Source organism: Streptomyces sp. NPDC029152, from assembly GCF_055564355.1.
Window position 1 is genome coordinate 335,857 of sequence record NZ_JBVHWR010000005.1, and the last position, 23,385, is coordinate 359,241.

The following is a 23,385-nucleotide window of genomic DNA, read 5'->3' on the forward strand; positions in this document are numbered from 1 at the left end:
TATGCGGGAGGACGCGGACCGCTCGCAGGAGTTCCGCGAGTGCATCGAGTGCTTCCCGTGCCGGGACACCTGCCATGTCGTCCACGACCACGAGGAGAACGAGCAGGCCTTCGCCGGACCGCGTTTCCCCATGCGGGTCGCCGGGCTGGACACGCACCCGCCGGACGCGGCACCGGAGACCGGCCTGGACCGCAGACGCACGGCCCAGGACACCCACGGCCTCGGCCACTGCGACATCACCAAGTGCTGCACGGAGGTCTGCCCCGAGGGCATCAGGATCACGGACAACGCGCTGATCCCGCTGAAGGAGCGGGTCGTGGACCGCGCGTACGACCCGCTGGTGTGGCTGGGCCCGAAGATCAGGCGCCGGCCGTCCTAACGGACCCAGCCGTCGCGGTACGCCGCCCAGTCCTCCTCCGTCGCCGCGAAGTCGATGTACGCGGCGACGCCGAAGCGCTCCCGGCCGGCGTCCGTGCGGGACAGGCCCAGGCGGACCCCGCGGACGGCCGCGGCGACGGTCTCCGCGTGCGCCCAGTGGCCGAAGCGGTTCTCGTGGTAGAAGGGCAGGCCCATCAGCAGGTGCGTGGTGGGCGGCGTGACCTCCAGGGCGAGGGAGGTCTGCTGGGCGACATAGCCGCCGTACAGGCTCTCCAGGGGCTGCATGGTGTCGTACGACATGACGGCGATCTGGTCGACGCGGCGGGCGACCTGGCCGAAGAACTCCTGCGACCACCACTTGGGGTGCCCGGCGACCGTGCCCCAGAAGGAGTGGAAGGCGGGGAGCGGGTCGATCTGGTGGGCGGCCACCGAGAGCTGCGCGCCCTCGGCCCGGGTCACGGCGCGCAGGTCGTCCAGGAGGGACAGGTAGTTCCGGTCGCCGGAGTGGAGCGGCTCCAGGTCGAGGTGGACACCGTCGTAGCCGACGTCCAGGACCTGGCGGGCCGAGCGGACGACGGCGGCCCGGGTGGCGGCCTTCTCCAGCCGCATGCCGTCGGGGCTCTCGGTGGCGAGGACGTCGCCGAGGAAGGCCTGGACGCGGACGCCGGGCATCTCCCGGTGCACGGCCTCGGTCAGCCAGCGGGCCCTGGGGTGGAGGGACTCGGGCAGCGTGCCGTCGTGCTCCATCGGGCCGGTGTGCACGTACAGGTCGCGGATGCCGGTGGTCTTCAGGCTGCGGGCCAGCGCGGCGAGGTCCGCGTCGTCCTTGCGGCCGTCCACCCAGGCGTGGCCGAGCCAGATCGCGTCGCGGTTCCTGGTGTAGGTGCCGTCGGCGGGGTCGCCCATGTAGTTGACGCGCAGGGCCGCCTCGGCGGTGAGGAGGGGGACGAGCAGGACCAGGAGGACGACGAGGGCGGTGCGGCGGACGCGGCGGAGCCGTCTTCCCCGTCCCGTCGTCCCGTCCGCCGCCTTCTCGTCCGCCGCCTTCCCGCCCCCGCCGTCCGTACGGCTTCCGCCGTCGGCCGCCGCCGGGGCGGTGGTTCCCAGGTCGCTTGTTCCCGGGGCGGTGGTTCCCGGGCCGGTGGTTCCCGGGTCCGTGTGCGGCTCCGCGTGCTCCACGGCGCTCCCTTCCCTGTGGCCGTCCCCGGTCGCGGTGGCCGGATCCGGCGCATACGCTCCGAGCGTGTTGCCCGTGGGGACGACTCGAACCGGTGTTCCGGTTGCGGTCCGGGGTGCGGCGCGGTGATCCCCGCCGACCTGGTGCCGCCCCTGGCCGCGGCCGGGGCGGCGCTGCTGCTGGCCGGGCACGCCCGGGCACGCCGCGTCCGGCGGGCCAGGACGCGTACGACACCGGGGCGCGTCAGAAGAGGCTGAGCAGGGCCTCCGCCGGGTCGGTCAGCTGGGTGTCGCCGCCCGGCAGGGGGAGTTCGAACCACACCGTCTTCCCGCGCGGGGTACGGCGTGAGCCCCAGGCCGCGCTGAGCAGGCCGACCAGTTGCAGGCCGCGGCCGCCCTCGTCGGTGTCGCGGGCGCGGCGCCGGCGGGGCTGGACCAGGCCGGAGTCCCAGACCTCGCACACCAGGGTGCGGTCGAGCAGGAGGCGGAGTCTGATCTCGCCCTCGCCGTAGCGGAGCGCGTTGGTGACCAGCTCGCTGACCAGCAGCTCGGTGGTGTCGACCAGGGGTTCCATGTCCCAGCTGAGCAGTTGTGCCCGCGCGTACTCGCGGGCCCGGCCCACGCTGCGCGGTTCGCGCGGCAGGGTCCAGTCGCCGACGGACTCGGCGGGCAGGCCCTGGACGCGGGCCATCAGCAGGGCGATGTCGTCCTCGCCGTGGTGGGAGCCGAGGGTGTGCAGGACCTGGTCGCACACGTCCTCCAGAGGGCGCGCGGGGTCCGTGAGGGCGCCCACGAAGGCCTGGAGGCCCTCGTCGAGGGGGTGGTCGCGGCTCTCGACCAGACCGTCCGTGTAGAGCGCGAGCAGAGCGCCCTCGGGCAGTTCGACCTCGACCTCCTCGAACGGCTCGCCGCCGACGCCGAGCGGCAGGCCCGGCGGGACGTCCAGCATCAGCGCGGACTCGCCGGGCTCGACCAGGACGGGCGGCAGGTGGCCCGCGTTGGCGAAGGTGCAGCGCCGGGTCACCGAGTCGTAGACGGCGTAGACGCAGGTCGCCAGGTAGACCTCCGAGAGGTCCTTCTCGCGGGGGCGGCGGGCCGCGCGCGTCGCCTGCTGGACGCCTCCGGGGGCGCCGAGGCCGCGGGCGATCTCGTCCAGGTGGGAGAGCACCTCGGCCGGTTCGAGGTCGAGCTGCGCCAGCGTCCGCACGGCGGTGCGCAGTTCGCCCATCGCGACGGCGGCGCGCAGTCCGCGCCCCATGACGTCACCGACCACGAGGGCGGTGCGGTGGCCGGGGAGCTCGATGACGTCGAACCAGTCGCCGCCGACCTCGCTGGGCCGGCCGGTGGCCGCGTTGCCGGGCAGGTAGCGGCAGGCGATGTCGAGTCCGGAGGCCTCCGGGTCGCCGGGCGGGAGCAGGGAGCGCTGGAGGATCAGCGCGCGTTCGTGCTCGCGCCGGTAGAGGCGGGCGTTGTCGATGCAGACGGCGGCCCGCGCCGCCAGTTCCACGGCGAGGTCGCGGTCGCGGTCCCCGAACGGCTCGCTGCCCTTGGTCCGGGCGAACTGCGCGAGTCCCACGACCGTGTCGTGGGCGACCATCGGGACGGCGAGCGTGGACTGCACGAGTCCGCCCTCCTCGGCGGGCACGGTGCGCGGGCGGGCCGTGCGCAGGGCGTCCGCGCAGGGCGAGTTGAACGGGTAGTGGTGGAGGGCGCCGAGCTTGACCCGCTCGCCGGCGCCGTGGAAGGGCGCGTCGGAGACGGCGCTGGAGAAGGCGACGCGGCGCAGTTCGGCACTGCCGTCGGCGAGGCCGGGCGGGGTCTCGTCGCCGGCCAGCAGGCCCTGGTAGAGGTCGACGGTGGCCAGGTCGCAGAAGCCGGGGACGACGACGTCGAGGAGTTCGCGGGCGGTGGTCTCCAGGTCGAGGGAGTTGCCGATGCGGGCTCCGGCCTCGTTGAGGAGGGCGAGATTGCGCCGGGCGGCGGCGGCCTCGCGGGCGGCCTGGCGGCGGGCGGTGATGTCGGTGCCGAGCCAGGCGACGCCGATGGGCCGGCCCGAACCGCTGTGCACGCGGTAGAGGTTGACGGACCAGTGGCGGCGCTCGTCGGACCCGGGCACGAAGCCCGTGACGTGCATGTCGGTGATGGACTCGCCGGTCTCCAGCACCCGGCGCAGGGTGGCGGAGACCCGGTCGGCCTCGGCGCGCGGCAGGTAGTCGTGGACGCCCTTGCCCCGGTGGGCGTCGGGCGTGCCGCCGAAGACGGAGGCGAACCTCTGGTTGGCGCGGCGCACCCTCAGCTCGGGGTCGATCAGCAGGAACCCGAACGGAGACTGGCCGAAAATGGCCTGCGAGGCGGCGAGGTCGGTCTCGATGCTGCGCAGGGTGCGGACGTCGACGACGATGCAGACGGCGGCCTTCTCGCCGTCCTCCGTCCGCGTCGGCATGACGTACACCTCGGCGAGCCCGCGCGGTCCGCGGCGCCCGCGTCCCCCCTCCTCGGGCCGGGCGGCCGGCGCCCGGAAGGGGACCACGCCGGTCCACTCGCGTCCGTCGAGGATCTCGGCCATCTTGCGCTGGCCCCGCTCCCGCAGGTCGGGGTCGATGAGCGTCTCGATGGGGTCGGTGCCGACGGCGTGTTCGGCGGGGATGCCGAGCAGCTGCTCGGCGCGGAGGCTCCACTGGTCGACGAGACCGTCGGGGCCGATGGAGAAGGACGCGACCTTGATGTAGTCGTACATGGAGCCGGGCGGGCTGGTCTGCCACACGGCGTCGCCGGACGGCACGTCACCGGACGGGCCGCCGCCGGCTCCGGTGCCCGTCGCACTCCCGGCCGCGCCCGCGGCGCCGGCCCGGACGACGTCCGACGGACCCTCGGTCTCCGTGGCCCTCGCTGGTATCTCGCTCACGCGAACCGTCCCCTCCAGCTCACCGCGCCCGGCACCGGTCACCGGGGGCGGCTGCCCGCAGTATCCAGCACTACGGTGCCGCGCGACACGGTGTTCACGATCACAGCACGGTCCCGATGCTTTTCGGTCCGGACCGTGACAACACTTCCAGTCTTCTAACCAGCGGACACGGCATCGAATCACGTACCCGGCAACTGCCACCGGCCCGCACGGCCGGGCGACGGTCCCGTTACCGGTCGCCGGGCCGCGCCGGCGGCCGGCGCCGCGTCACTCCGGCACCGTGAGTTCGAACCAGACCGTCTTGCCACTCCCTCCGGGCCGGGTGCCCCAGCGGCGGGCGGAGGAGGCCACCAGCTGCAGCCCCCGGCCGCCCTCGTCCTCGGGACGGGCCGCGCGTTCGCGGGGCGGGTCCGGGAGCGGGTCGGAGACCTCCACGAGCAGGACGCCGCCCAGGCCGCCGGAGCGGTGGACGAGACGGACCCCGATGGGGCCGGTGGCGTGCCGCAGGGCGTTGGTGACCAGCTCGCTGACCAGCAGGGCGGTGATGTCGCCGACCCCCTCGAGGCCCCAGCCGCGCAGGCGGTCGCGGACGAGGGAGCGCGCGGTCCGCACGGCGTCCGGCTGCCCCGAAAAGACCCACTCGACGCAGTCGTCCTCGGTCCTGATCACGCCGCTCACATCCCCGGCCGACAACCCCACCCCGTCCGGTTTCGTGGGGTTAATGGGGACATACCCGATTCGGGGAGCCGATATCGTCCGGAGGGGCATCTCGGAGCGCGCGAGCGCACGGAAGCACCGACGGCGTACGGGGGGCATCCGTACCGGCCCCTCTATGCGCCCCGCGCGTCGTCCGCCTCCGGCGACAGGTGCGCGAGCGCCCGCTCGACGGCCGGCACGTCCTGGTCGAGCCAGGGCACGTCCCAGACCTCGGCGGGGGCGAGCCAGCGCAGGGCGTCGTGGTCCTCGAGGGGTTCGGGGGCGGCGGAGCCGGGCAGCAGACGGGCGGTCCACACCTGGAGGACGTACGGGGGTCTCAGCGGCCACTGTCCCGGGACCCGCTCGCCGGTCTCGGCCGTCACACCGAGCTCCTCGCGCAGTTCGCGCACGAGGGCCGCCTCGGGCGTCTCGCCCGGCTCCACCTTGCCGCCGGGCAGCTCCCAGCGCCCGGCCAGGTCGGCCGGCGCGCTGCGTCGGGCGGCGAGCAGACGTCCCCCGTCGACCAGCGCGGCACCCACCACGATCCGTTCCGTCATGCCGCGGAGCCTAGTTCCCCCGCCGGGCCGGACGGCACGGTGGTGCGCCGGGTCAGTCGGCCGGGCCGGACGGCACGGTGGTGCTCGGGCCGAGTTTCTCGATCCAGTAGAGCTGTTTGTGACCGCGGCCGTCGAGGGTGTCCGCGACCTCCTGGGCCTCGGCCCGCGTCGCGTACCTGCCCACGCGGTAGCGATTGCCGTTGTCGTCCTGGCGGAACACCAGCCAGGGAAGAGTGACCGTGCTGTCGTTCATCGCGCCCCTCCGCTTCCCGCCCCGCGTTCCTCGTCACGCCCCGTCCGTGGAGGAAACCGCAATCCGCATATGCCCGAGCCTACGCCCAACCTTCACTCAGCGAATACGGCTTTTCACAAAGGGGTACGCAACCAGCCAGAACACAGGGGCGCACGAGGCCCGACGCGCCCTCCCGGGGCGTCGACGCTTCCGGTCAGGGGTGTGCGCGGCGGGACGGGGGCGACCTGCGAGAACGACCGAAACGGCGCGGTGCGGGACGGCGATCCGGGACGCGGGACGCGCTGCCGACGCGGGCGAGGGGGCGCGAGAGGCGCACGAAGGCGTGCGCCATCTCACAGAGCAGGTCGGCCGGTTGACGGCGGGCGGGCCCGGCCGACGGGTCCGGGCCCCGCCCGACGGGCGGGCGCCCTACTTGACGGGCAGGTGGTACGCCACCCGGTACCGGTCGGCCGGGACGACCACGTCGGCCGTCTCGACCGCGCGGCCCGAGGCGTAGAAGGTGCGCTGGACGACCAGCACCACGTGCCCGGGGACGCCGCCCAGGGCGAGCAGTTCATCGGCGAGTCCGGGACGGGCGCCGACCTCCTCGGTGACGTTGTCCACGACGACGTCGATGGCGGCCATCCGCTCGACGACGCCCATGCCGCCGAGCGGACCCTCCTCGGGCAGCATCACGGGTGTGCGGCCGGTGAGGTCGAGCGGCTCCCAGGAGGTCGAGAGCATCATCGCCTCGCCGCCCTCCCGGAAGACGTACCGCGTGCACATCACCCGGCCCCCCGGCTTGATCCCGAGCCGCTCGGCGACGGCACCGCTCGCCTCGGTCTGTTCGCTGCGGGACTCCCACGTGCCGCGGGACCCGGTGTCGGCCTGTTCCTGCCGGAAGGGCGTGGCGCCGCCGGCCGGCCGGTACCCGGAACGGGCGATGCGCCGGGGCACGGGCCGCTCGCGCACATAGGTGCCGGAACCCGAGCGGCCCTCGACCAGCCCCTCGGCCATGAGCACCTTGCGCGCCTCCAGTGCGACGGTGTCCGAGACGCCGTACTCCTCGCGGATCCTGGCCTGGGAAGGGAGGCGGGTGTGCGGCGCCAGCAGGCCGTCGACGATCTTCTTGCGGAGATCACCCGCGACACGCAGGTACGCCGGCTGCTCACCGAATGTCACTGGCCGCTCCCATCAGGTTGTACAGACAGCAACAGCGTGGCAACCGTAGGTTGTGCCAGGCAAGCAAAGGCCAAGGAATCACTCGAAGTGATGACATGTGCCGGCGGAGGGCTTCACGCAGGCACTTTCTCCCCGCTGTGGACGCCCTCACACCTCCATGCCGGTGCCGTCTCCCCCGTCGCCGCCGCCGTCCTCGTAGACCGGCGGTGTCGTGGACAGCCCCAGGGCCTTGCGTGCGGTGACCGTCGTGTCGGCCTCGACGAGGTCGAAACCCTTGTCGTAGTGCTCGTAGTACGTGTCGACGTCGGTGGCCCGGGCCGCCAGGCTCCACTCCTCCCGCGCCTCCTCGAGGTCCTCGAGCAGATCGGCGACCTGCCGCTCGGACCCGGCGGGCCAGCTGTGCCGGCGCAGCATCCCGGTCTCCCGGACCAGCGCCTCGGACACCTGCCCCGCCCAGACCCCGTACGCCGGGAAGTCGTCCTCGACGGCCTCGGCCTCGGGCATCTCGTCCATCGCCCGGTTGAGCACGCCCTCCGCCGTCAGGTAGGCGTGCTGGTGCGGGTCGAGCGTCCTGGCGTCGTTGCGCAGCGAGCCGGTCAGCGTGCCCTGCTCGTCCGTGTTGCCGAACAGGCAGGTGACCTCGCGGTCGCCCATGCGCCAGCTCTGCCGGGTCGGCGTCAGGTAGTACACGTCGACGTCCGCCGGCAGGGCCCAGCGGTCCATGGCGTAGGTGTCCTGGAGCGCATAGCACCGGTCGTCGGCGGACCGGGTGATCCCGTCGTCGCCGGGGTAGGCGCCGCCGGGCAGGTCGAAGGCGGCGAACACCTCGCCGTCGTGCTCCTGCGCGCAGGGCACCACGTCGACGTCGTAGGCGACCCCCTGCAGGGATCCGCCGGGCGTGGTGAAGCACTCGCCCTCGGAGAGCGCGTACGCGGTGCCCTCGCCCCGCGCGGCGTCCCTGAAGCCCTGCCAGAAGTCGGCCGCGACGCCCGTGGAGAGCGACACCACCCACAGGGCGAGGCCCACGGAGGAGAGCACGGAACCGGCCACGGCGAGCCCCTTGCCCCGCTCGCCCTTCCTCCTGATCTGGCGCAGGGCGACCAGGCCGAGCACGAGTCCGACCGCCGGTACGAAGCAGAGCACGCCGAGGACGAGCGCGGCGATGGCCACGCCGTTGACGGGTGCCTGTCGCGGGTACGCCCCGTAGGGACCGCCCCAGACCGGCTGGGGCTGCTGCGGGGCGTACGGCCCCTGGGGGTACGGCCCTGGGGAGTACGGTCCCTGGGGGCCGGGGGGCGGCGGTATGGACACGGGTGCCGTGCTCCTGATCCGTGCGGCGACGCGAAGGCCCCGCGGGGCGGGAGCGGCCGCCCGGAACGCACGGCCGCGTGACTGATCGCATGGTAGGCGCGCGCCGGGCGGGGGCGGTACGCGAGATCAGGAGCGACGGTCCCGGGGGGTGGTCCGGAGCGGCGGCCCGGAGCGGACGGCCCGGAGCGGACGGCCCGGAGGGGGCGTCCCCTCCGGGCCGCCGCTCCGGCCGGTGTGCGTCTCAGTCGTCGAAGCCCGTGGCCCTCGCGCGCTTCTCCCAGGCCGTCACGTCCGCCCGCACCTGGTCGAGGTGGCCGAGGACCGCGCTGACACCGTCGTCGCCGAGCGGCAGCCGCAGCGGGGTGTCGTCGGCCGCCAGGGCGGCGAGGACGAGGGCCGCCGCCTTGGCCGGGTCGCCGGGCTGGCTGCCGTCGCCGCCGGTGACGAACCCGCGGGTCTCGCTCACCTTGGCGTACACGCCGCTGTCCGCGCTGAGCCCGGCCGCGCCGCTCGCGAACAGGCCGGTGCGGAAGGCGCCCGGCTCCACGATCAGCACCTTGATCCCGAACTCCCGCACCTCGTCCGCGAGCCCCTCGCTCATGCCCTCCAGCGCGAACTTCGTCCCGCTGTAGGCCGAGAAGCCCGCGAAGGACATCTGCCCGCCCATGCTGCTCATCTGCACGATCGCGCCCGAGCGCCGCTCCCGCATGTGCGGCAGCACGGCCCGCGTCAGCGCGGCCGGCCCGAAGACGTGCACGTCGAACAGGGCGCGCAGCTCGTCCTCGCCCGTCTCCTCGAAGGCGCCGACGTGCGTGCGGCCCGCGTTGTTGACCAGCACGTCGATCCGCCCGTGCCGGGCCACCACGTCCCGCACGACGGCCTCGGCGGCGGCCGTGTCGGCGACGTCCAGGCGCACCGCCTCCATCTGGTCGGGGCGGGCGGCCACCAGGTCGTCGAGCCCCTCGGGCCGCCGTGCCGCGCCGACGACCACGTCGCCCTCGGCGAGCGCCGCCTCGGCGATCGCCCGCCCGAAACCGCTGCTCGCACCCGTGATCAGCCACACCTTGTTCATGCCGGCTCCCTCGTCGTCCGCCTGTCCTGCAACCGCCGACCACCCTGCCGGGAAAGCCGGTTGCCCATCCAAGACCCATGGTGATAGCCAACGGTCATGACGACGGACGTGCACGTGCGGGAGCTGCGCTACTTCGCGGCGGTGGCCGAGGAACTGCACTTCACGCGGGCGGCCGAGCGGCTGTACGTGTCCCAGCCGGCGCTGAGCAAGCAGATCCGGGCGCTGGAACGGCAGTTGGGCGCCGAACTGTTCCGGCGCGAGCCGCGCGGCGTGGCGCTCACCGAGGCGGGCACGGCACTGCTGCCGTACGCCCGGCGGGTGCTGGCCGACTGGACCGAGGGCGCGGTGGCGGTGCGGGAGGCGCTGGCGGCGCGGCGCGGCACCCTGGTGATCGGCATGAGCACCAGCCCCGGACGCGGTGGCCTGCTGCCGGCGATCCGCTCCCGGTTCACGGCGGCCCATCCCGAGGCGCTGCCCCGCTTGCGGCAGCTGAGCTGGCACGACCCGACCGCGGGCCTGGCCGACGGCACGGCCGACCTCGCCTACGTGTGGCTGCCCCTGCCCGACGCCGGCCGCTACGCGTGGACCACGGTCGCCGAGGAGCCCCGCCTGGTCGCCCTCCCCGACACCCACCCGCTCGCGGCCCGCCCCGAGGTCGACTTCGCGGACCTGGTCGACGAGCCGTTCCTCGCCCTGCCGCCGGAGGCGGGCGTCCTGCGCGACTTCTGGCTGGCGCTGGACGAACGGCGTGCCCTGGCCGAACGGCACGGCCCGGCCGGAGGCACCGGCGGCCCGCCCCGCATCGGCGCGGAGATCGCCGGCACGGAGGAGACGTACGAGGCCCTCGTCGCCGGCCTCGGCGTCTGCCTCGTCGCCGCGGGCAACGCCCCGCTGATCACCCTGGGCGGCGTCACCACCCGCCCGGTCCGCGGGCTGAGCCCCAGCCGCTACGCGCTCGCCTGGCGCCGGGAGGACGAGGGCCGCCCGCTGGTGCGGGGGTACGTGGAGGCGTGCCGGCAGGTGATCGGGCGGGGGTGAGGTCCACCGGACGGACGCTCACGCACGCCTGCCCGGGCGGCGGTTGCGCCACCGGGTGACGAGCCACAGGACGGGGCCGGTCGGCGGCCAGCAGCAGCACGTCGTACCCCGCCCCCTCGCCGGCGCCGGCGAGCACGTCCGCGAGGTCCGCCGGCCCGTGTACCTCGCGGCGCTCACCCGTGACGGTCGTGTCCGAGTTCAAGGCGCGCAACGCCGCCAGCGCCGCGTCGAGCTTGGGCATGCCGATGTCGTGCTCACGGAAGAGCGTCTGCCGGTTGAGGTTGGACAGTTCCACGACGTCCGGTTCGACGCAGTGCAAGCGCCCCACTCCGGAGGCCACCAGGTCCCGTGCGGCGGCTCCGCCGGTACCGCCGACGCCGACCAGCAGGACCCGGGCCCGGCGCAGCCGCAGCTGCGGCTCCCACGGGTTCCGCCTGGGCCGGAGGTCCATCCAGCGCATCAGGGCCATGCCCCTGCCGTACCGTTCGCGTTCCCGCTCGGACAGCTCGGCGGGCGGCGGGGCCCCGGCGTCCTCGACGTACCCGGCAGCGGCCAGGTCCGTCATCGCCTGGACGATGTCCGGCGTCGGCAACCGCAGTTCCGGGTGGCGCCGGGACACCTCGGCGACGATGCCGGCGGCGTCGCGCGTACCGTCCATGGCCTCGACCAGCGTCCACACCCAGCCGTCGGGATCCTTGACCTCCGAGCCGATGCCGTGGACGACGCTGCCGATCCTCACGTGCCCGTCCACCGTCCGGTAGGCCCGGTGCTCCGGCTTGATCCGAGGTCTCCGCATCGCCTGCACCGTCATCTTCGCGCCAATCTCGTCGGCCCCGACTGCCCCGGCATCAACGGACGTTGACAACAGTGATCCGGGCGGCGAAGTCTGGCAAGAGCACAGCGGCTCGCCGCACCCCGCAGTCACCACCGGAAGGACACGGTATGCCGAACAAGATCGAGATCCGTCCGCTGGACAAGAAGGAGACCACCGGCGACAGCGGCGGCAACGGCGGCGCCTGATCGGACACGCATTGGACCGCTACCTCACGGTCGCGGAGGTCACCGGTTCGGCGCGGCGTCTGGTCTCCCGGTTCCCCGGAACCGCCCGCCTGCTCCGGATCGGGACGTCGCGCGAAGGCCGCCCGATCCTGATGCTGTCCGTGGGCCACGGACCACGCCACGTCCTGGTGGTCGCCCGACCGCACCCGGACGAGCCGGTCGGCGGCGCGACGGCGCTCGCGCTGGCGGAGCGGGTGGTGCACGGGGAACGGCCGTCTCCGGCGACCGACCCGGCAGTCGTCACCTGGGACCTCGTTCTGTGCCTGGACCCGGACGGCGCCGCTCTGAGCGAGGGGATCGAGCAGGCGACGGCCGGCCCCGCCCCCACCCTGGCGGGCTACTACCGCGCCGCCTTCCGCCCGGTCGCGGAGGAACAGCCGGAATGGGCACCGATCGTCTCGCGGCAGCTCCCGGAGAGCCGCGCGCTGTTCGACGTGATCGACGAACAGCGCCCGTTCCTGCAGTGCTCCCTGCACAACGTCGAAGCGGGCGGCAGCTGGGTCCAGCTGACCCGTGACCTCCCCGGCCTCGCCGCCCCCTTCCGGACCTCCGCGCACGAACTCGGGATCCCCGTCCAGCACGGCACGTACGACGCCCTGTACTGGGAGAACCCCGGCCCCGGCGTGTACGTCCTGCCTCCGCCGGACAGCACCGACCGGCTGGCGGCCGGGTCGGAGAACATCGGCCTGTCCACCTGGTGCGCTCCTCAGCGGTACGGCGGTGCCACCGCGATCGTCGAAGTACCCATGTGGGCGAGCGACACGGCCGACGACCTCTCCCCGCACCCGCGGGCCGCCCACGTACTGCGCGACCTGTCCGCGCTGGTACGGGAGGGCGGACGGCAGGTGACCGCCCTCCTCGACAAGGCGAGGGGCTTCCTGCCGCCGGCCCGGGACAGCGCGCCACGACGCGTGCTGGAATGGATGGCCGACGACCTCTACGACCTGGTCGCCGACTCCTGGGAACCACTCGCCCGGCAGGCCGCCGAGGCGACCGGCCCCGACGATCCGCGGCGCCTGGCGACGGCCCGGGTCTCCGCCCTGGACGTCGTGGCCCGCCGGCAGCCGCTGCGCGCGGCAGGCCTGCTGCTGCGCCTGCTGGACGAGGCGACCGACCCCGCCGCCCCGGGACTGCACCGCGAGCTGGAAGAGCTGTTCACCGCGTGGTGCGCGGACTTCGAACAGGCCCTGCGTCTGCGCTGGGTGCCCGTGCGGCAGCAGGTGGAACACCAGACACGCACGGTGCTGGCGGCCGCCGAGAGCGCCCTGTCGAGCTGAGACGCCAGGAGGACCACCCACCGGAAGGTGCGCGCCACCGCCCGGGCCCGCGCCGGCCGGCTGTTCGGCGTCATCTCCGAGCCCGGCCCGTTCCGCCCGCAACGTCGACCGGCCGGCCACCGGCGCCCTGGCCGAGGCGACCGGGGGCCCGCTCTTCCGGAAGAGCGGGCCCCGTCCAGCCTGCGCACGTGTCAGATCGACGACCTGGTGGTTCCGCGCTACACGTTGAAGCGGAACTCCACCACGTCCCCGTCCTGCATCACGTAGTCCTTGCCCTCCATGCGCGCCTTGCCCTTGGCGCGGGCCTCGGCGACCGAGCCGGTGGCGACCAGGTCGTCGAAGGAGATGACCTCGGCCTTGATGAAGCCCTTCTGGAAGTCGGTGTGGATGACACCGGCGGCCTCGGGGGCGGTGGCGCCCTTCTTGATGGTCCAGGCGCGGGATTCCTTGGGGCCGGCCGTCAGGTAGGTCTGCAGGCCGAGGGTGCGGAAGCCGACGTGGGCGAGGGTGGCGAGACCGGGCTCGTCCTGGCCGACGGACTGGAGGAGCTCCAGGGCCTCGTCCTCCTCCAGCTCGGCGAGGTCCGCCTCCAGCTTGGCGTTGAGGAAGATCGCCTCGGCGGGGGCGACCAGCGCGCGCTGCTCGTTCTTGAATTCCTCGTCGGTCAGCTCGTCCTCGTCGACGTTGAAGACGTAGAGGAAGGGCTTCGTCGTGAGGAGGTGCAGGTCGTGGAGGAGCTCGGCGCGCTCGCTGCCCTGGACGACGCCGTGGGCGAAGAGCGTGTCGCCCTTCTCCAGGATCTCCTTGGCCTCCTCGACCGCCTTGACCTTGGGCGCGACGTCCTTCTTGATCCGCGACTCCTTCTGGAGGCGGGGCAGAACCTTCTCGATGGTCTGGAGGTCGGCGAGGATCAGCTCGGTGTTGATCGTCTCGATGTCGTCCTTGGGCGAGACCTTGCCGTCGACGTGGACGACGTTCTCGTCCTTGAAGGCGCGGATGACCTGGCAGATCGCGTCGGACTCGCGGATGTTGGCCAGGAACTTGTTGCCCAGGCCCTCGCCCTCGCTCGCGCCGCGCACGATGCCGGCGATGTCGACGAAGTCGACCGTCGCCGGGAGGACCTTCTCGGAGGAGAAGATCTCGGCCAGCTTCGTCAGGCGCGGGTCGGGGACGCCCACGACGCCGACGTTGGGCTCGATCGTGGCGAACGGGTAGTTGGCCGCGAGCACGTCGTTCTTGGTCAGGGCGTTGAACAGGGTCGACTTGCCGACATTCGGCAGACCGACGATTCCGATCGTGAGCGACACGTTGCGACTTCCCGTACGTGAGGGTGCGGAGGGCGGGGCAGGCCGGGCTGGGCCGATCCACCAGTCTACGGGGTGTCCGGTAACGGCCGTGCCGGGCGTCGAACGCTTGGCCGGGTCCCGCCCTACGGCGTGTCTGTCGGGCTATTCGGCACATAAACCGACCTAAGTTGGTCCGGTGGAGCAACACGGGACGCGACCTGCGCAGTACGGACCGCGACGGGGCCGGACGCCGTTGCCCCCGCAGGGGCGGGGCGCCGGCGGCGGGCCGGCGAGACCGCCGGTCCGGCCCGGCGCACCGCGCGCGGGCGGCGGACCGCGTCGTCCGGCCCCGGTGGCGGGTCCCCGGCCCGGGGCGGCGGCGCCGGCCGCGCCGCGGGTCCTGCGGCGGGTGCGCGCGCTGCCCAATCCGCGGCTGACCGGGCTGGGCAGCGGTCTGTTCTGCGCGGCGGTGATGGTCGCGCTCGGGTTCCTCGTCCAGGCGCTGTTCGGCGGGTCCCTGACGGTGTACGGCGTGCTGTTCCTGCCGGTGTGCGTGCTCACGGCGTTCTGGGTGCGCAGGGGCGACCTGCTGACCGCGCCCGTCGTCGTGCCGATCGCCTTCGCCACGGGTCTCCTGACCGCCGCCGGGCACGGTGACGGTGCCGGCGGGCGGCTGACGGGGCTCGTGACCGCGCTGGCCACCGAGGCCGGCTGGCTGTACGGCGGGACGCTGATCGCCGGGTCGATCGCGATCGCCCGGCGGATCCGCTCGGCGCGCCGGGCCGCTGCCGCCGCTGCCACCACCACCGCCCGGAAGCGGCCGACGGCGTGACGGCCGCCGCACCGTGACGGCCGTGCCCCGGCGTGCACGGCGGCCCGGACGCCGGCCGGTCAGCCGGCCGCGCGCATCGCCGCTCCCACGATGCCGGCGTTGTTCTGCAGCTGCGCCGGGACGATCTCGGCCCGGATGCCCTCGAGGTGGTGCAGGAACTTGTGGGACTTGCGGCTGACCCCGCCGCCGATGATGAACAGCTCGGGCGAGAACAGCATCTCGACGTGGGCGAGGTACTTCCGCACGCGGCGGGCCCACTGCTCCCACGACAGGTCGTGGTCGTCCTTGACCTTGCCGGAGGCCCGCTTCTCGGCCTCGTGGCCGTCCAGCTCGAGGTGGCCCAGCTCGCTGTTGGGGACGAGGACGCCGTCGGTGAAGACGGCGCTGCCGATGCCCGTGCCGAAGGTGAGCAGGACGACCGTCCCCCGCTGGCCGCGCCCGGCGCCGAAGTGCATCTCGGCGACGCCGGCCGCGTCCGCGTCGTTGACGACCGTGACGTCCGGTCCGCCGAGCCGCTCGCTGAACAGGGCCCGCGCGTCCGTGCCGATCCAGCTCTTGTCGACGTTGGCCGCCGTACGCACCGTGGCGCCGCCGGTGACGACGCCCGGGAAGGTGAGTCCGACCGGGCCGGTCCAGCCGAAGTGGTCGACGACCTGCTTCACCCCGTCGGCCACCCCGTCGGGGGTCGCCGGGTGCGGGGTGAGCACCTTGCAGCGCTCCTGGGCCAAGTCGCCCCTGTCGAGATCCACAGGGGCGCCCTTGATCCCGGATCCGCCGATGTCCACGCCGAAGATCTGCATGGCTCCACGTTACGACGGGCCACCGACCGTCACGCGGGCGGCGTGTTCCAGCCGGTCACGCTCCCGCCGTGCCGGAGCCGCCCCGCCCGGCCACCAGCGCGGTGGCCTCCTCGCGCAGGTCGCGGCGCAGCTCCTTGGGCAGCGAGAAGGTGATCGACTCCTCGGCGGCCTTGACGATCTCCACGTCCTCGAAGCCGCGCTGCGACAGCCACTCCAGGACCTGCTCGACCAGGACGTCCGGGACGGAGGCGCCGGAGGTGACGCCGACCGTGGTCACGCCGTCCAGCCAGGCCTCGTCGATCTCGTCGGCGAAGTCCACGAGGTACGCGTCGCGCGCGCCCGCCTGCTTGGCGACCTCGACGAGCCGCTTGGAGTTGGAGGAGTTGCGGGAGCCGACGACGATCACCAGGTCGGCCTCGGCGCCCATCTGCTTGACCGCGAGCTGGCGGTTCTGCGTGGCGTAGCAGATGTCGTCGCTCGGCGGGGAGAGGAGCTGTGGGAACTTCTCCTTGAGCGCGTCCACGGTCTCCATCGTCTCGTCGACGGAGAGGGTGGTCTGCGACAGCCACACCACCTTCGACGGGTCGCGGACCTCGACCTTGGCGACGTCCTCGGGGCCGTCGACGAGCTGGATGTGGTCGGGGGCCTCACCGGAGGTGCCGATGACCTCCTCGTGGCCCTCGTGGCCGATCAGGAGGATGTCGTAGTCGTCGTTCGCGAAGCGGACGGCTTCCTTGTGCACCTTGGTCACGAGGGGGCAGGTGGCGTCGATGGTGGCGAGCCGGCCGCGTTCGGCCTCCTCGTGGACGACGGGGGCGACGCCGTGCGCGGAGAACATGACGATGTTCCCCGGCGGGACCTCCTCCGTCCGCTCGACGAAGATCGCGCCCTTCTTCTCGAGGGTCTGCACGACGTACTTGTTGTGGACGATCTCGTGCCGGACGTAGACGGGGGCCCCGTACTGCTCCAGGGCCTTCTCGACGGCGATCACGGCGCGGTCCACACCCGCGCAGTAGCCACGGGGGGCGGCGAGCAGGACACGGCGGCCAGACGAAGCGGTCATGGCACCCATCGTAAGGCCGCGTTCGGCGGGCCAGGGATCGCGTGGGCACGGCGTCGGCGGGGACACTGACGGGGACGTTCCGAGGCACAGTCCGAGGCACAGGTGCGATGCGCTGGCGGAGGCACGATGACCGAGTCCGGTACGACGGCCCGCGGGGCCGGTCGGGAACACGAGCTGAGGCGCAGCCTGGGCTTCGGGGACCTGGTGGTCTACGGGCTGCTGTTCATCGCGCCCATGGCGCCGGTCGGCGTCTTCGGCACCCTGGACGCCAAGTCGCACGGCGCGGTGGCGCTCGTCTACGTCGTCGCCACGGTCGCGATGGCGTTCACCGCCTTCAGCTACGCCCAGATGGTGCGGGTGGTCCCCCAGGCGGGGTCGGTGTTCGCCTACGCGCGCGCGGGGCTCGGCGACGGGGCCGGGTTCGTCGCCGGGTGGATGGCGATGCTGGACTACGTCCTGATCCCGGCGGTGGCCTACCTGTTCTCCGGCATCGCCATGGAGGCCCTGGTCCCGGAGGTGTCGCGGTGGGTGTGGACGGCGCTCGCGGTGGTCGTCACGACGGCGCTGAACCTGTGGGGGGTGCGGACGGCGGCCCGGGTGGGCTTCCTGGTCCTCGCCCTGGAGGTCGCGGTCCTGCTGGTGTTCGTGGCGACGGCGATCGTGGTCCTCGCGCGCGACGGGGCCGAGCGGGACTGGCTGTCGCCGCTGACCGGGGACGGCACGCAGGGGGCGTTCGCGCTGTCGGCGGTGGTGGGCGCGGTGTCGGTGGCGGTGCTGTCGTACCTGGGCTTCGACGCGATCGCGACGTTCGCGGAGGAGGTCACCGGCGGGTCGGCGAAGGTGGCGCGGGCGCTGTTGTTCTGCCTGGCGCTGACGGGTGTGCTGTTCGTGGCGCAGACGTACCTGGTGGCGCTGCTGGAGCCGGTGTCGTCGGCGCGGCTGGCGGCGGAGCCGGGGCGGCAGGGGTCGGCGTTCTACGACGCGGTGGACTCGTCCGTGGGGACGTGGCTGCACGACCTGGTGGCGGTGAGCAAGGCGATCGGCGCGGCGTTCGCCGCGCTGGCCGGGCAGGCGGCGGCCGGGCGGCTGCTGTTCGCGATGGGCCGCGACCGGCGGCTGCCGGGGGCGCTGTCGCGCACGGACGGCGGGGTGCCGCGGGTGGCGCTGCTGGTCGCGGCCGTGATCACGCTGGTGGCGGCGGTGTGGGCGGCACGGCGTGACGACGGCCTCGACCAGCTGGTGTCGGTGGTCGACGTCGGCGCGCTGACCGCGTTCACGCTGCTGCACGCGAGCGTGGTGGGCTGGTTCGCGGTCCGCCGCCGCGGGGGCCCGGTGAGCTGGTGGCGGCATGTGCTGGTGCCGGTGCTCGGCGCGGCCATCACGGTCGCGGTGATCGTGGAGGCCTCGGGGACCGCGCGGGTGGTGGGGGCGGTCTGGCTGGTGATCGGCCTGGCGGTCCTGGCGGCCCAGGCGCGACGGCGGGGCCCGGCGGGGGCGTGAGACCGCCCGGCGCGGGGCCGGCCCGGTGGGCGCGGCGGGCGTGTCCGGACGGGGACCGTTGTCGCACCCGGCCGTTACGCTCGGGCGCATGGCTGCGAACACGTCCCCCGAAGCTCCCCTGCCCGTCGGCGAGGTGTCACGGCTGATCGGGGGCTGGATCGACCGGCTCGGCGCGGTGTGGGTCGAGGGGCAGATCACGCAGTTGTCGCGGCGTCCGGGCGCCGGGGTGGTGTTCCTGACGCTGCGCGACCCGTCGTACGACGTCTCCGTGAGCGTGACCTGCTACCGCCAGGTGTTCGACGCGGTGGCGGACGTGGTCGGCGAGGGCGCCCGCGTGGTCGTGCACGCCAAACCTGAGTGGTACGCGCCGCGCGGGCAGCTGTCCCTGCGGGCCGCCGAGATCAGGCCGGTCGGCGTCGGGGAGCTGCTCGCGCGGCTGGAGCAGCTGAAGAAGTCGCTCGCGCGCGAGGGCCTGTTCGCGCCGGAGCGGAAGAAGCCCCTGCCCTTCCTGCCGCAGCTGATCGGCCTGGTCTGCGGGCGAGCCTCCGCGGCCGAGCGGGACGTGCTGGAGAACGCACGGAACCGCTGGCCCGCCGTCCGCTTCGAGGTGCGCAACGTCCCCGTGCAGGGCGTGCACGCCGTACCGCAGGTGGTGCAGGCGGTGAAGGAGCTGGACGCGCGGGACGACGTGGACGTGATCGTCGTCGCGCGCGGCGGCGGCAGCGTGGAGGACCTGCTGCCGTTCTCCGACGAGCAGCTGGTCCGGGCGGTCGCCGCCTGCCGTACGCCGGTCGTCTCGGCGATCGGGCACGAGCCGGACACTCCCCTGCTGGACCTCGTCGCCGACCTGCGCGCCTCCACGCCGACCGACGCCGCGAAGAAGGTCGTGCCGGACGTCGGGGAGGAGTACGAGCGGGTGCGGCTGCTGCGGGACCGGGCGCGCCGGTGCGTGGCGGCGTTCGTCGACCGCGAGGAGCGGGGGCTGGCCCACGCGCTGTCCAGGCCGTCGGTCCAGGACCCGCACCGGATGATCCACGAGCGGGCCGAGCAGGTGACGGCCCTGCTGGAGCGGGGGCGCCGCACGCTGCGGCACCAGCTCGACCGGGCCGACTCCGAGCTGACGCACACGCACGCGCGCGTGGTGGCCCTCTCCCCCGCCGCGACCCTCCGGCGCGGGTACGCCGTGCTGCAGCGGTCCGACGGCCGCGCGGTGCGGGACCCGGACGAGGTGGAGCCGGGCGAGACGCTGCGCGCACGCGTGTCCGAGGGTGATTTCTCCGTACGAGTCGACGCATAGGGTGAGTGGATGACCAGCGAGGTGGAACAGCCGGCGGCCGTGTCCGAGACGCTCGGGTACGAGCAGGCACGGGACGAGCTGATCGAGGTCGTACGGCGGCTGGAGGCCGGCGGCACGACCCTGGAGGAGTCCCTCGCCCTGTGGGAGCGGGGCGAGGAGCTGGCGAAGGTGTGCCGGCGGTGGCTGGAGGGCGCCCGCGCCCGTCTGGACGCGGCGCTGGCCGAGGAGACCGGGGCGCGGGACGGGAACGAGGACGAGGACGCCTAGCGCCCCCGCTCCTTCGCCTCCTCCCCCTGTTTCCCGCTACTTCCCGCTGTCCTCGGCGAGCGTGTGGGCGACGAGCGCGTTGGCGTGTCCGTGGCCCAGTCCGTGCTCGGTCTTGAGCCAGGTGACGAGTTCCATGTGCTTGGTGAGCGGCGAGGAGCGGATCAGTTCCTTCCACTCCGCGACCGGCCGGCCGTACTTCTTCTCGATCGACGGGAAGTAGGAGGCGGGGCCCTTGACGGTGCTGGTCATGTCGGCGCGGTCCCATCCGTGTGAGGTGCGGTCTGTGCCTGGTAGGACCGCGGCCGGCGGGCGAAGTGATCGTCCGCCGGCCGTGATGTGCGTCACCCCCCGTACTCCACCTCCAGCGAGGTGAGGCGGGGCCACCGCGCGCCCGGTCCGCTGTTCCTCACGCCGGGGGAGAAACCTTCGAGGCCCTCCGCCTCCTTCCCGCCGCCCGCCCGTACGGTCGCGCGGCGCCGGCCGCCGGCGGTCCCCCGCACCCGTTCCGGCGTCACCGGCACGCCGGTCCGGTGCGGGCCGGGGTTCTGACGTGCCGGGCTTCTCGGAGAAGGGGTACGCGAACCGCCCCGGGCCGCCGTCGACGCCGATGACCGTCGAAGCCGATGACCGTCGCGCCCGCGCCGGAGAGCGCGAGCGCCGTGGGCGGTCCGACGCGGCCGAGCCCGACGCCCGCGACGGCGGGTCCGGTCGCACCGTCGAGCGCCGTGTCCTCCGCACGGTCGTACCGGCGCACTCCGGTATCGCCGTTCCCGTCCGACGCGCAGGAGACCGCGGACCCGCTCGCGCCCCTCACTCCGGTGGCCGTGTGAACCGGATCACCGCGAAGGGGACTTTGGTTGAAGCTTGAACTTCTTTGGCGTAGTGTCGTCGCCGTCAACGGCTCCCGCGCCGAACAGCGCGGGCCGACGCACATCCCCAGGAAGTTCACGCATGTCTCTCGTTCTCGACCCCGCCGCCCAGGACCTGCTGTTCCGCGAGGCCCGCACCGCCAACACCTTCACCGACGAGCCGGTGACCGACGAGCAGGTGCAGGCGATCTACGACCTGGTCAAGTACGGGCCGACCGCCTTCAACCAGTCCCCGCTGCGCATCACGCTGGTCCGCTCCCCCGAGGCCCGCGAGCGCCTGGTCCAGCACATGGCCGAGGGCAACCGGCCCAAGACCGCCGCCGCCCCGCTGGTCGCGATCCTGTCGGCCGACAACGAGTTCCACGAGGAGCTGCCGCAGCTCTTCCCGCACTTCCCCGAGGCCAAGGACGCCTTCTTCAGCGAGCGCCCCGTGCGTGAGGGTGCCGCCACGCTGAACGCCGCCCTGCAGGCCGCGTACTTCATCGTCGGCGTCCGCGCCGCGGGTCTGGCCGCCGGCCCGATGACCGGCCTCGACTTCGAGGGCGTCCGCAAGGAGTTCCTGGACGACGACCACACCCCGCTGATGGTCGTCAACATCGGCCGTCCGGGCCCGGACGCCTGGTTCCCGCGCTCCCCGCGCCTGTCGTACGAGCAGGTCGTCACCACCGTCTGAGACGGTGACCGCGCCGCGGCGCGGTCACCGCAGGACGAAGGCCCCCGGCACACGCCGGGGGCCTTCGCCGTACGCGGGTCGCGACCGGGGCTCAGCCCGTCTTCAGCGCCGCCGCCATGTCGGCCAGCTGCTCGAACGACCCGGTGCCCACCACGGCGGTCGTCGCGCCCTTGACGCCGTCCGTGTCCTGGAGCACCAGCGCGTCGTACCGGCCGCCCTCGTACCGGGTCCACGTCCGGCCGCCGATCCGCTCGGTGGCGTCGGTCTTCCGCCCGCCCTGGCTGGCCTCCTCGATGAAGGCGGCCGGCTTCCCGGCGGACTGCTCGACCGCCACGTACTCGCCGTCGGGGGCACGGAAGCCCAGGTGCCAGGCGTCGAACTCGTCGCCGCGGAACCGGACGGAGGTCGGCTTCCAGTCCTCGGACAGCCCCTCCGGCGCCGCCACCGGGTACGACGCGGCACGGCGCGCGGTGAGCAGCTCGACCCGGTAGTCCACCCGCTTGATGTCGGGCTCCCCCTCGTCGTGCGGGATGAAGAGCCACATGCCCAGCCCCACGAGCACGATGACCCCCAGGGAGAGGATCATGTCCCGGGCCGTCTTCTGCTTGCCTTTCGTACCTGCCACGCCCCTATCGTCGCAGGTCCCCGAACTGCTCATCCGTGGGGTCCCCTGCTCATTTTGTCGTACTGGCGATAGAGTGCGCCCATACCCTCATCCGGCCGTCGTCGTATCAGAAAGGTGCGCTCCGATGACCGAGCATCATCATCTGCCGTCCGAACTGGACGTCCCCTCAGAGGCCCCCGACCGCAACCTCGCCCTGGAACTCGTCCGGGTCACCGAGGCCGCGGCGATGGCCGCCGGCCGCTGGGTCGGGCGCGGTGACAAGAACGGCGCCGACGGTGCCGCGGTCCGCGCCATGCGCACCCTCGTCTCCACCGTCTCGATGAACGGCGTCGTCGTCATCGGCGAGGGTGAGAAGGACGAGGCCCCGATGCTCTTCAACGGGGAGCGGGTCGGGGACGGGACCGGCGCCGAGGTCGACATCGCCGTCGACCCGATCGACGGAACCACGCTGACCGCCAAGGGCATGACCAACGCGATCGCCGTCCTGGCCGCCGCCGAGCGCGGCTCCATGTTCGACCCGTCGGCCGTGTTCTACATGGACAAGCTGGTCACCGGACCGGAGGCCGCCGACTTCGTCGACATCAACGCGCCCGTGTCGGTGAACATCCGCCGGGTCGCCAAGGCCAAGCGGGCCACGCCCGAGGACGTCACGGTCGTCATCCTCGACCGGCCCCGGCACCAGAGCCTGATCAAGGAGGTCCGGGAGACCGGCGCCCGGATCAAGCTGATCTCCGACGGCGACGTGGCCGGCTCCATCCTGGCGCTGCGCGAGGGCACCGGCATCGACCTGCTGCTCGGCATCGGCGGCACGCCGGAGGGCATCATCTCGGCCTGTGCCGTGAAGTGCCTGGGCGGCACGATCCAGGGCAAGCTGTGGCCCAAGGACGACGAGGAGCGGCAGCGCGCGATCGACGCCGGGCACGACCTGGACCGGGTGCTGACCACCGACGACCTGGTCGCCGGGGACAACGTCTTCTTCGTCGCGACCGGCATCACCGACGGCGAGCTGCTGCGCGGGGTGCGGTACCGGTCCGAGACGGCCACGACCGACTCGATCGTGATGCGGTCGAAGTCGGGCACGGTGCGGCGGATCGACTCCGAGCACCGGCTGAGCAAGCTGCGGGCGTACAGCGCGATCGACTTCGACCGGGCGAAGTGACTTTGCCGGTGTCGCGGGCGCCCCTCGAAGCGGGAGCGCCTGTCCGTCGGCGGGTGCGGGTCCGCGGTGACCGGTCGCGCCCGCGCGGGTCCAGGACGTGAAAAGGCCGTGCCCCTGAGCCGGCCGTCCTG

Annotated in this window: 22 protein-coding genes and 2 pseudogenes; 10 read left to right on the top strand and 14 right to left on the bottom strand. The window is 73.4% G+C overall.

The features are described 5' to 3' along the window. Position 1: 1 nt before the first annotated feature. Positions 2-379 (top strand): annotated as a pseudogene (locus tag ACZ4V6_RS13765) (succinate dehydrogenase/fumarate reductase iron-sulfur subunit); the annotation flags it as partial. Here ACZ4V6_RS13765 and ACZ4V6_RS13770 read toward each other — a convergent pair. From ACZ4V6_RS13770 to ACZ4V6_RS13805, 8 genes are all read right to left on the bottom strand, one after another. Beyond that, entirely contained in the window at positions 376-1,557 is a 1,182-nt protein-coding gene (locus ACZ4V6_RS13770; protein WP_467826286.1) for a glycosyl hydrolase family 18 protein, read from the bottom strand. The pseudogene ACZ4V6_RS13765 and the gene ACZ4V6_RS13770 overlap by 4 nt on opposite strands. Positions 1,558-1,798: 241 nt before the next feature. Further along, a complete protein-coding gene (locus ACZ4V6_RS13775; RefSeq protein ID WP_467826289.1) occupies positions 1,799-4,459 on the bottom strand; it encodes a SpoIIE family protein phosphatase in 2,661 nt (886 codons plus the stop codon). A gap of 267 nt (positions 4,460-4,726) precedes the next feature. After that, positions 4,727-5,137 (bottom strand): ATP-binding protein, encoded by a 411-nt coding sequence (locus tag ACZ4V6_RS13780; RefSeq protein WP_467826292.1) that lies wholly within the window; start codon positions 5,135-5,137, stop codon positions 4,727-4,729. A gap of 152 nt (positions 5,138-5,289) precedes the next feature. Further along, the gene (locus tag ACZ4V6_RS13785) at positions 5,290-5,712 is read right to left on the bottom strand and encodes a (deoxy)nucleoside triphosphate pyrophosphohydrolase (RefSeq protein WP_467826294.1); all 423 of its coding nucleotides are present in this window, start codon (positions 5,710-5,712) and stop codon (positions 5,290-5,292) included. A gap of 52 nt (positions 5,713-5,764) precedes the next feature. Next, positions 5,765-5,965 (bottom strand): SPOR domain-containing protein, encoded by a 201-nt coding sequence (locus tag ACZ4V6_RS13790; protein WP_467826297.1) that lies wholly within the window; start codon positions 5,963-5,965, stop codon positions 5,765-5,767. Positions 5,966-6,373: 408 nt separating this feature from the next. Beyond that, a complete protein-coding gene (locus ACZ4V6_RS13795; RefSeq protein ID WP_467826300.1) occupies positions 6,374-7,126 on the bottom strand; it encodes a GntR family transcriptional regulator in 753 nt (250 codons plus the stop codon). 147 nt (positions 7,127-7,273) lie between these two features. Beyond that, positions 7,274-8,437 (bottom strand): DUF4190 domain-containing protein, encoded by a 1,164-nt coding sequence (locus ACZ4V6_RS13800; protein ID WP_467826302.1) that lies wholly within the window; start codon positions 8,435-8,437, stop codon positions 7,274-7,276. 241 nt (positions 8,438-8,678) lie between these two features. Continuing rightward, positions 8,679-9,509: an oxidoreductase gene (locus ACZ4V6_RS13805; protein WP_467826304.1), complete on the bottom strand. Its 831-nt coding sequence runs from the start codon at positions 9,507-9,509 to the stop codon at positions 8,679-8,681. A gap of 96 nt (positions 9,510-9,605) precedes the next feature. Here ACZ4V6_RS13805 and ACZ4V6_RS13810 point away from each other — a divergent pair, with 96 nt between their 5' ends. After that, entirely contained in the window at positions 9,606-10,547 is a 942-nt protein-coding gene (locus tag ACZ4V6_RS13810) for a LysR family transcriptional regulator (protein ID WP_467826307.1), read from the top strand. 88 nt (positions 10,548-10,635) lie between these two features. On the opposite strand, the pseudogene ACZ4V6_RS13815 reads toward ACZ4V6_RS13810, so the two are convergent. Then, positions 10,636-11,358: pseudogene (locus tag ACZ4V6_RS13815) on the bottom strand (ThiF family adenylyltransferase); the annotation flags it as partial. Positions 11,359-11,405: 47 nt separating this feature from the next. Between ACZ4V6_RS13815 and ACZ4V6_RS13820 the strand changes: the two are divergent. Beyond that, positions 11,406-11,567 (top strand): hypothetical protein, encoded by a 162-nt coding sequence (locus ACZ4V6_RS13820; protein ID WP_467826502.1) that lies wholly within the window; start codon positions 11,406-11,408, stop codon positions 11,565-11,567. Positions 11,568-11,578: 11 nt separating this feature from the next. Beyond that, on the top strand, positions 11,579-12,883 hold the full coding sequence (locus ACZ4V6_RS13825) for a M14 family zinc carboxypeptidase (RefSeq protein ID WP_467826309.1): 1,305 nt from the start codon (positions 11,579-11,581) through the stop codon (positions 12,881-12,883). A 218-nt stretch (positions 12,884-13,101) separates the two neighbouring features. On the opposite strand, the gene ychF is transcribed toward ACZ4V6_RS13825, so the two are convergent. Then, positions 13,102-14,190 carry a redox-regulated ATPase YchF gene (gene ychF, locus ACZ4V6_RS13830; protein ID WP_467826312.1) on the bottom strand — a complete coding sequence of 363 codons (1,089 nt, stop codon included), beginning with the start codon at positions 14,188-14,190 and terminating at the stop codon, positions 13,102-13,104. 175 nt (positions 14,191-14,365) lie between these two features. On the opposite strand from ychF, the gene ACZ4V6_RS13835 reads away from it, so the two are divergent. Continuing rightward, the gene (locus ACZ4V6_RS13835; RefSeq protein WP_467826314.1) at positions 14,366-15,001 is read left to right on the top strand and encodes a DUF6542 domain-containing protein; all 636 of its coding nucleotides are present in this window, start codon (positions 14,366-14,368) and stop codon (positions 14,999-15,001) included. 59 nt (positions 15,002-15,060) lie between these two features. Here the strand turns inward: ACZ4V6_RS13835 and ppgK are convergent, their stop codons facing one another. Both ppgK and ACZ4V6_RS13845 read right to left on the bottom strand, forming a co-directional pair. After that, the gene (gene ppgK / locus ACZ4V6_RS13840; RefSeq protein WP_467826317.1) at positions 15,061-15,801 is read right to left on the bottom strand and encodes a polyphosphate--glucose phosphotransferase; all 741 of its coding nucleotides are present in this window, start codon (positions 15,799-15,801) and stop codon (positions 15,061-15,063) included. Between the two features lie 55 nt (positions 15,802-15,856). Further along, positions 15,857-16,873, bottom strand: a complete 1,017-nt coding sequence (locus ACZ4V6_RS13845) for a 4-hydroxy-3-methylbut-2-enyl diphosphate reductase (protein ID WP_467826320.1) — start codon at positions 16,871-16,873, stop codon at positions 15,857-15,859. Positions 16,874-16,990: 117 nt separating this feature from the next. Here ACZ4V6_RS13845 and ACZ4V6_RS13850 point away from each other — a divergent pair, with 117 nt between their 5' ends. The 3 genes from ACZ4V6_RS13850 to ACZ4V6_RS13860 all read left to right on the top strand — a co-directional run bounded on the left by ACZ4V6_RS13850 (position 16,991) and on the right by ACZ4V6_RS13860 (position 19,928). After that, positions 16,991-18,364 carry an APC family permease gene (locus ACZ4V6_RS13850; protein WP_467826322.1) on the top strand — a complete coding sequence of 458 codons (1,374 nt, stop codon included), beginning with the start codon at positions 16,991-16,993 and terminating at the stop codon, positions 18,362-18,364. An 88-nt stretch (positions 18,365-18,452) separates the two neighbouring features. After that, positions 18,453-19,661 carry an exodeoxyribonuclease VII large subunit gene (gene xseA / locus ACZ4V6_RS13855; protein ID WP_467826325.1) on the top strand — a complete coding sequence of 403 codons (1,209 nt, stop codon included), beginning with the start codon at positions 18,453-18,455 and terminating at the stop codon, positions 19,659-19,661. A gap of 9 nt (positions 19,662-19,670) precedes the next feature. Continuing rightward, positions 19,671-19,928, top strand: coding sequence for an exodeoxyribonuclease VII small subunit (locus tag ACZ4V6_RS13860; protein ID WP_467826328.1), 258 nt, complete (start codon positions 19,671-19,673; stop codon positions 19,926-19,928). Between the two features lie 36 nt (positions 19,929-19,964). Here ACZ4V6_RS13860 and ACZ4V6_RS13865 read toward each other — a convergent pair whose 3' ends face one another. Further along, complete coding sequence (locus tag ACZ4V6_RS13865) at positions 19,965-20,177, bottom strand: DUF4287 domain-containing protein (RefSeq protein WP_351015957.1); 213 nt, start codon at positions 20,175-20,177, stop codon at positions 19,965-19,967. Positions 20,178-20,879: 702 nt separating this feature from the next. Between ACZ4V6_RS13865 and ACZ4V6_RS13870 the strand changes: the two genes are divergently transcribed. Then, positions 20,880-21,470: a malonic semialdehyde reductase gene (locus ACZ4V6_RS13870; RefSeq protein ID WP_467826331.1), complete on the top strand. Its 591-nt coding sequence runs from the start codon at positions 20,880-20,882 to the stop codon at positions 21,468-21,470. A 91-nt stretch (positions 21,471-21,561) separates the two neighbouring features. Here ACZ4V6_RS13870 and ACZ4V6_RS13875 read toward each other — a convergent pair whose 3' ends face one another. Continuing rightward, entirely contained in the window at positions 21,562-22,095 is a 534-nt protein-coding gene (locus tag ACZ4V6_RS13875; protein WP_467826332.1) for a DUF4245 domain-containing protein, read from the bottom strand. A gap of 124 nt (positions 22,096-22,219) precedes the next feature. Between ACZ4V6_RS13875 and glpX the strand changes: the two genes are divergently transcribed. Further along, positions 22,220-23,254, top strand: a complete 1,035-nt coding sequence (gene glpX, locus ACZ4V6_RS13880; protein WP_467826334.1) for a class II fructose-bisphosphatase — start codon at positions 22,220-22,222, stop codon at positions 23,252-23,254. Positions 23,255-23,385: the final 131 nt, after the last annotated feature.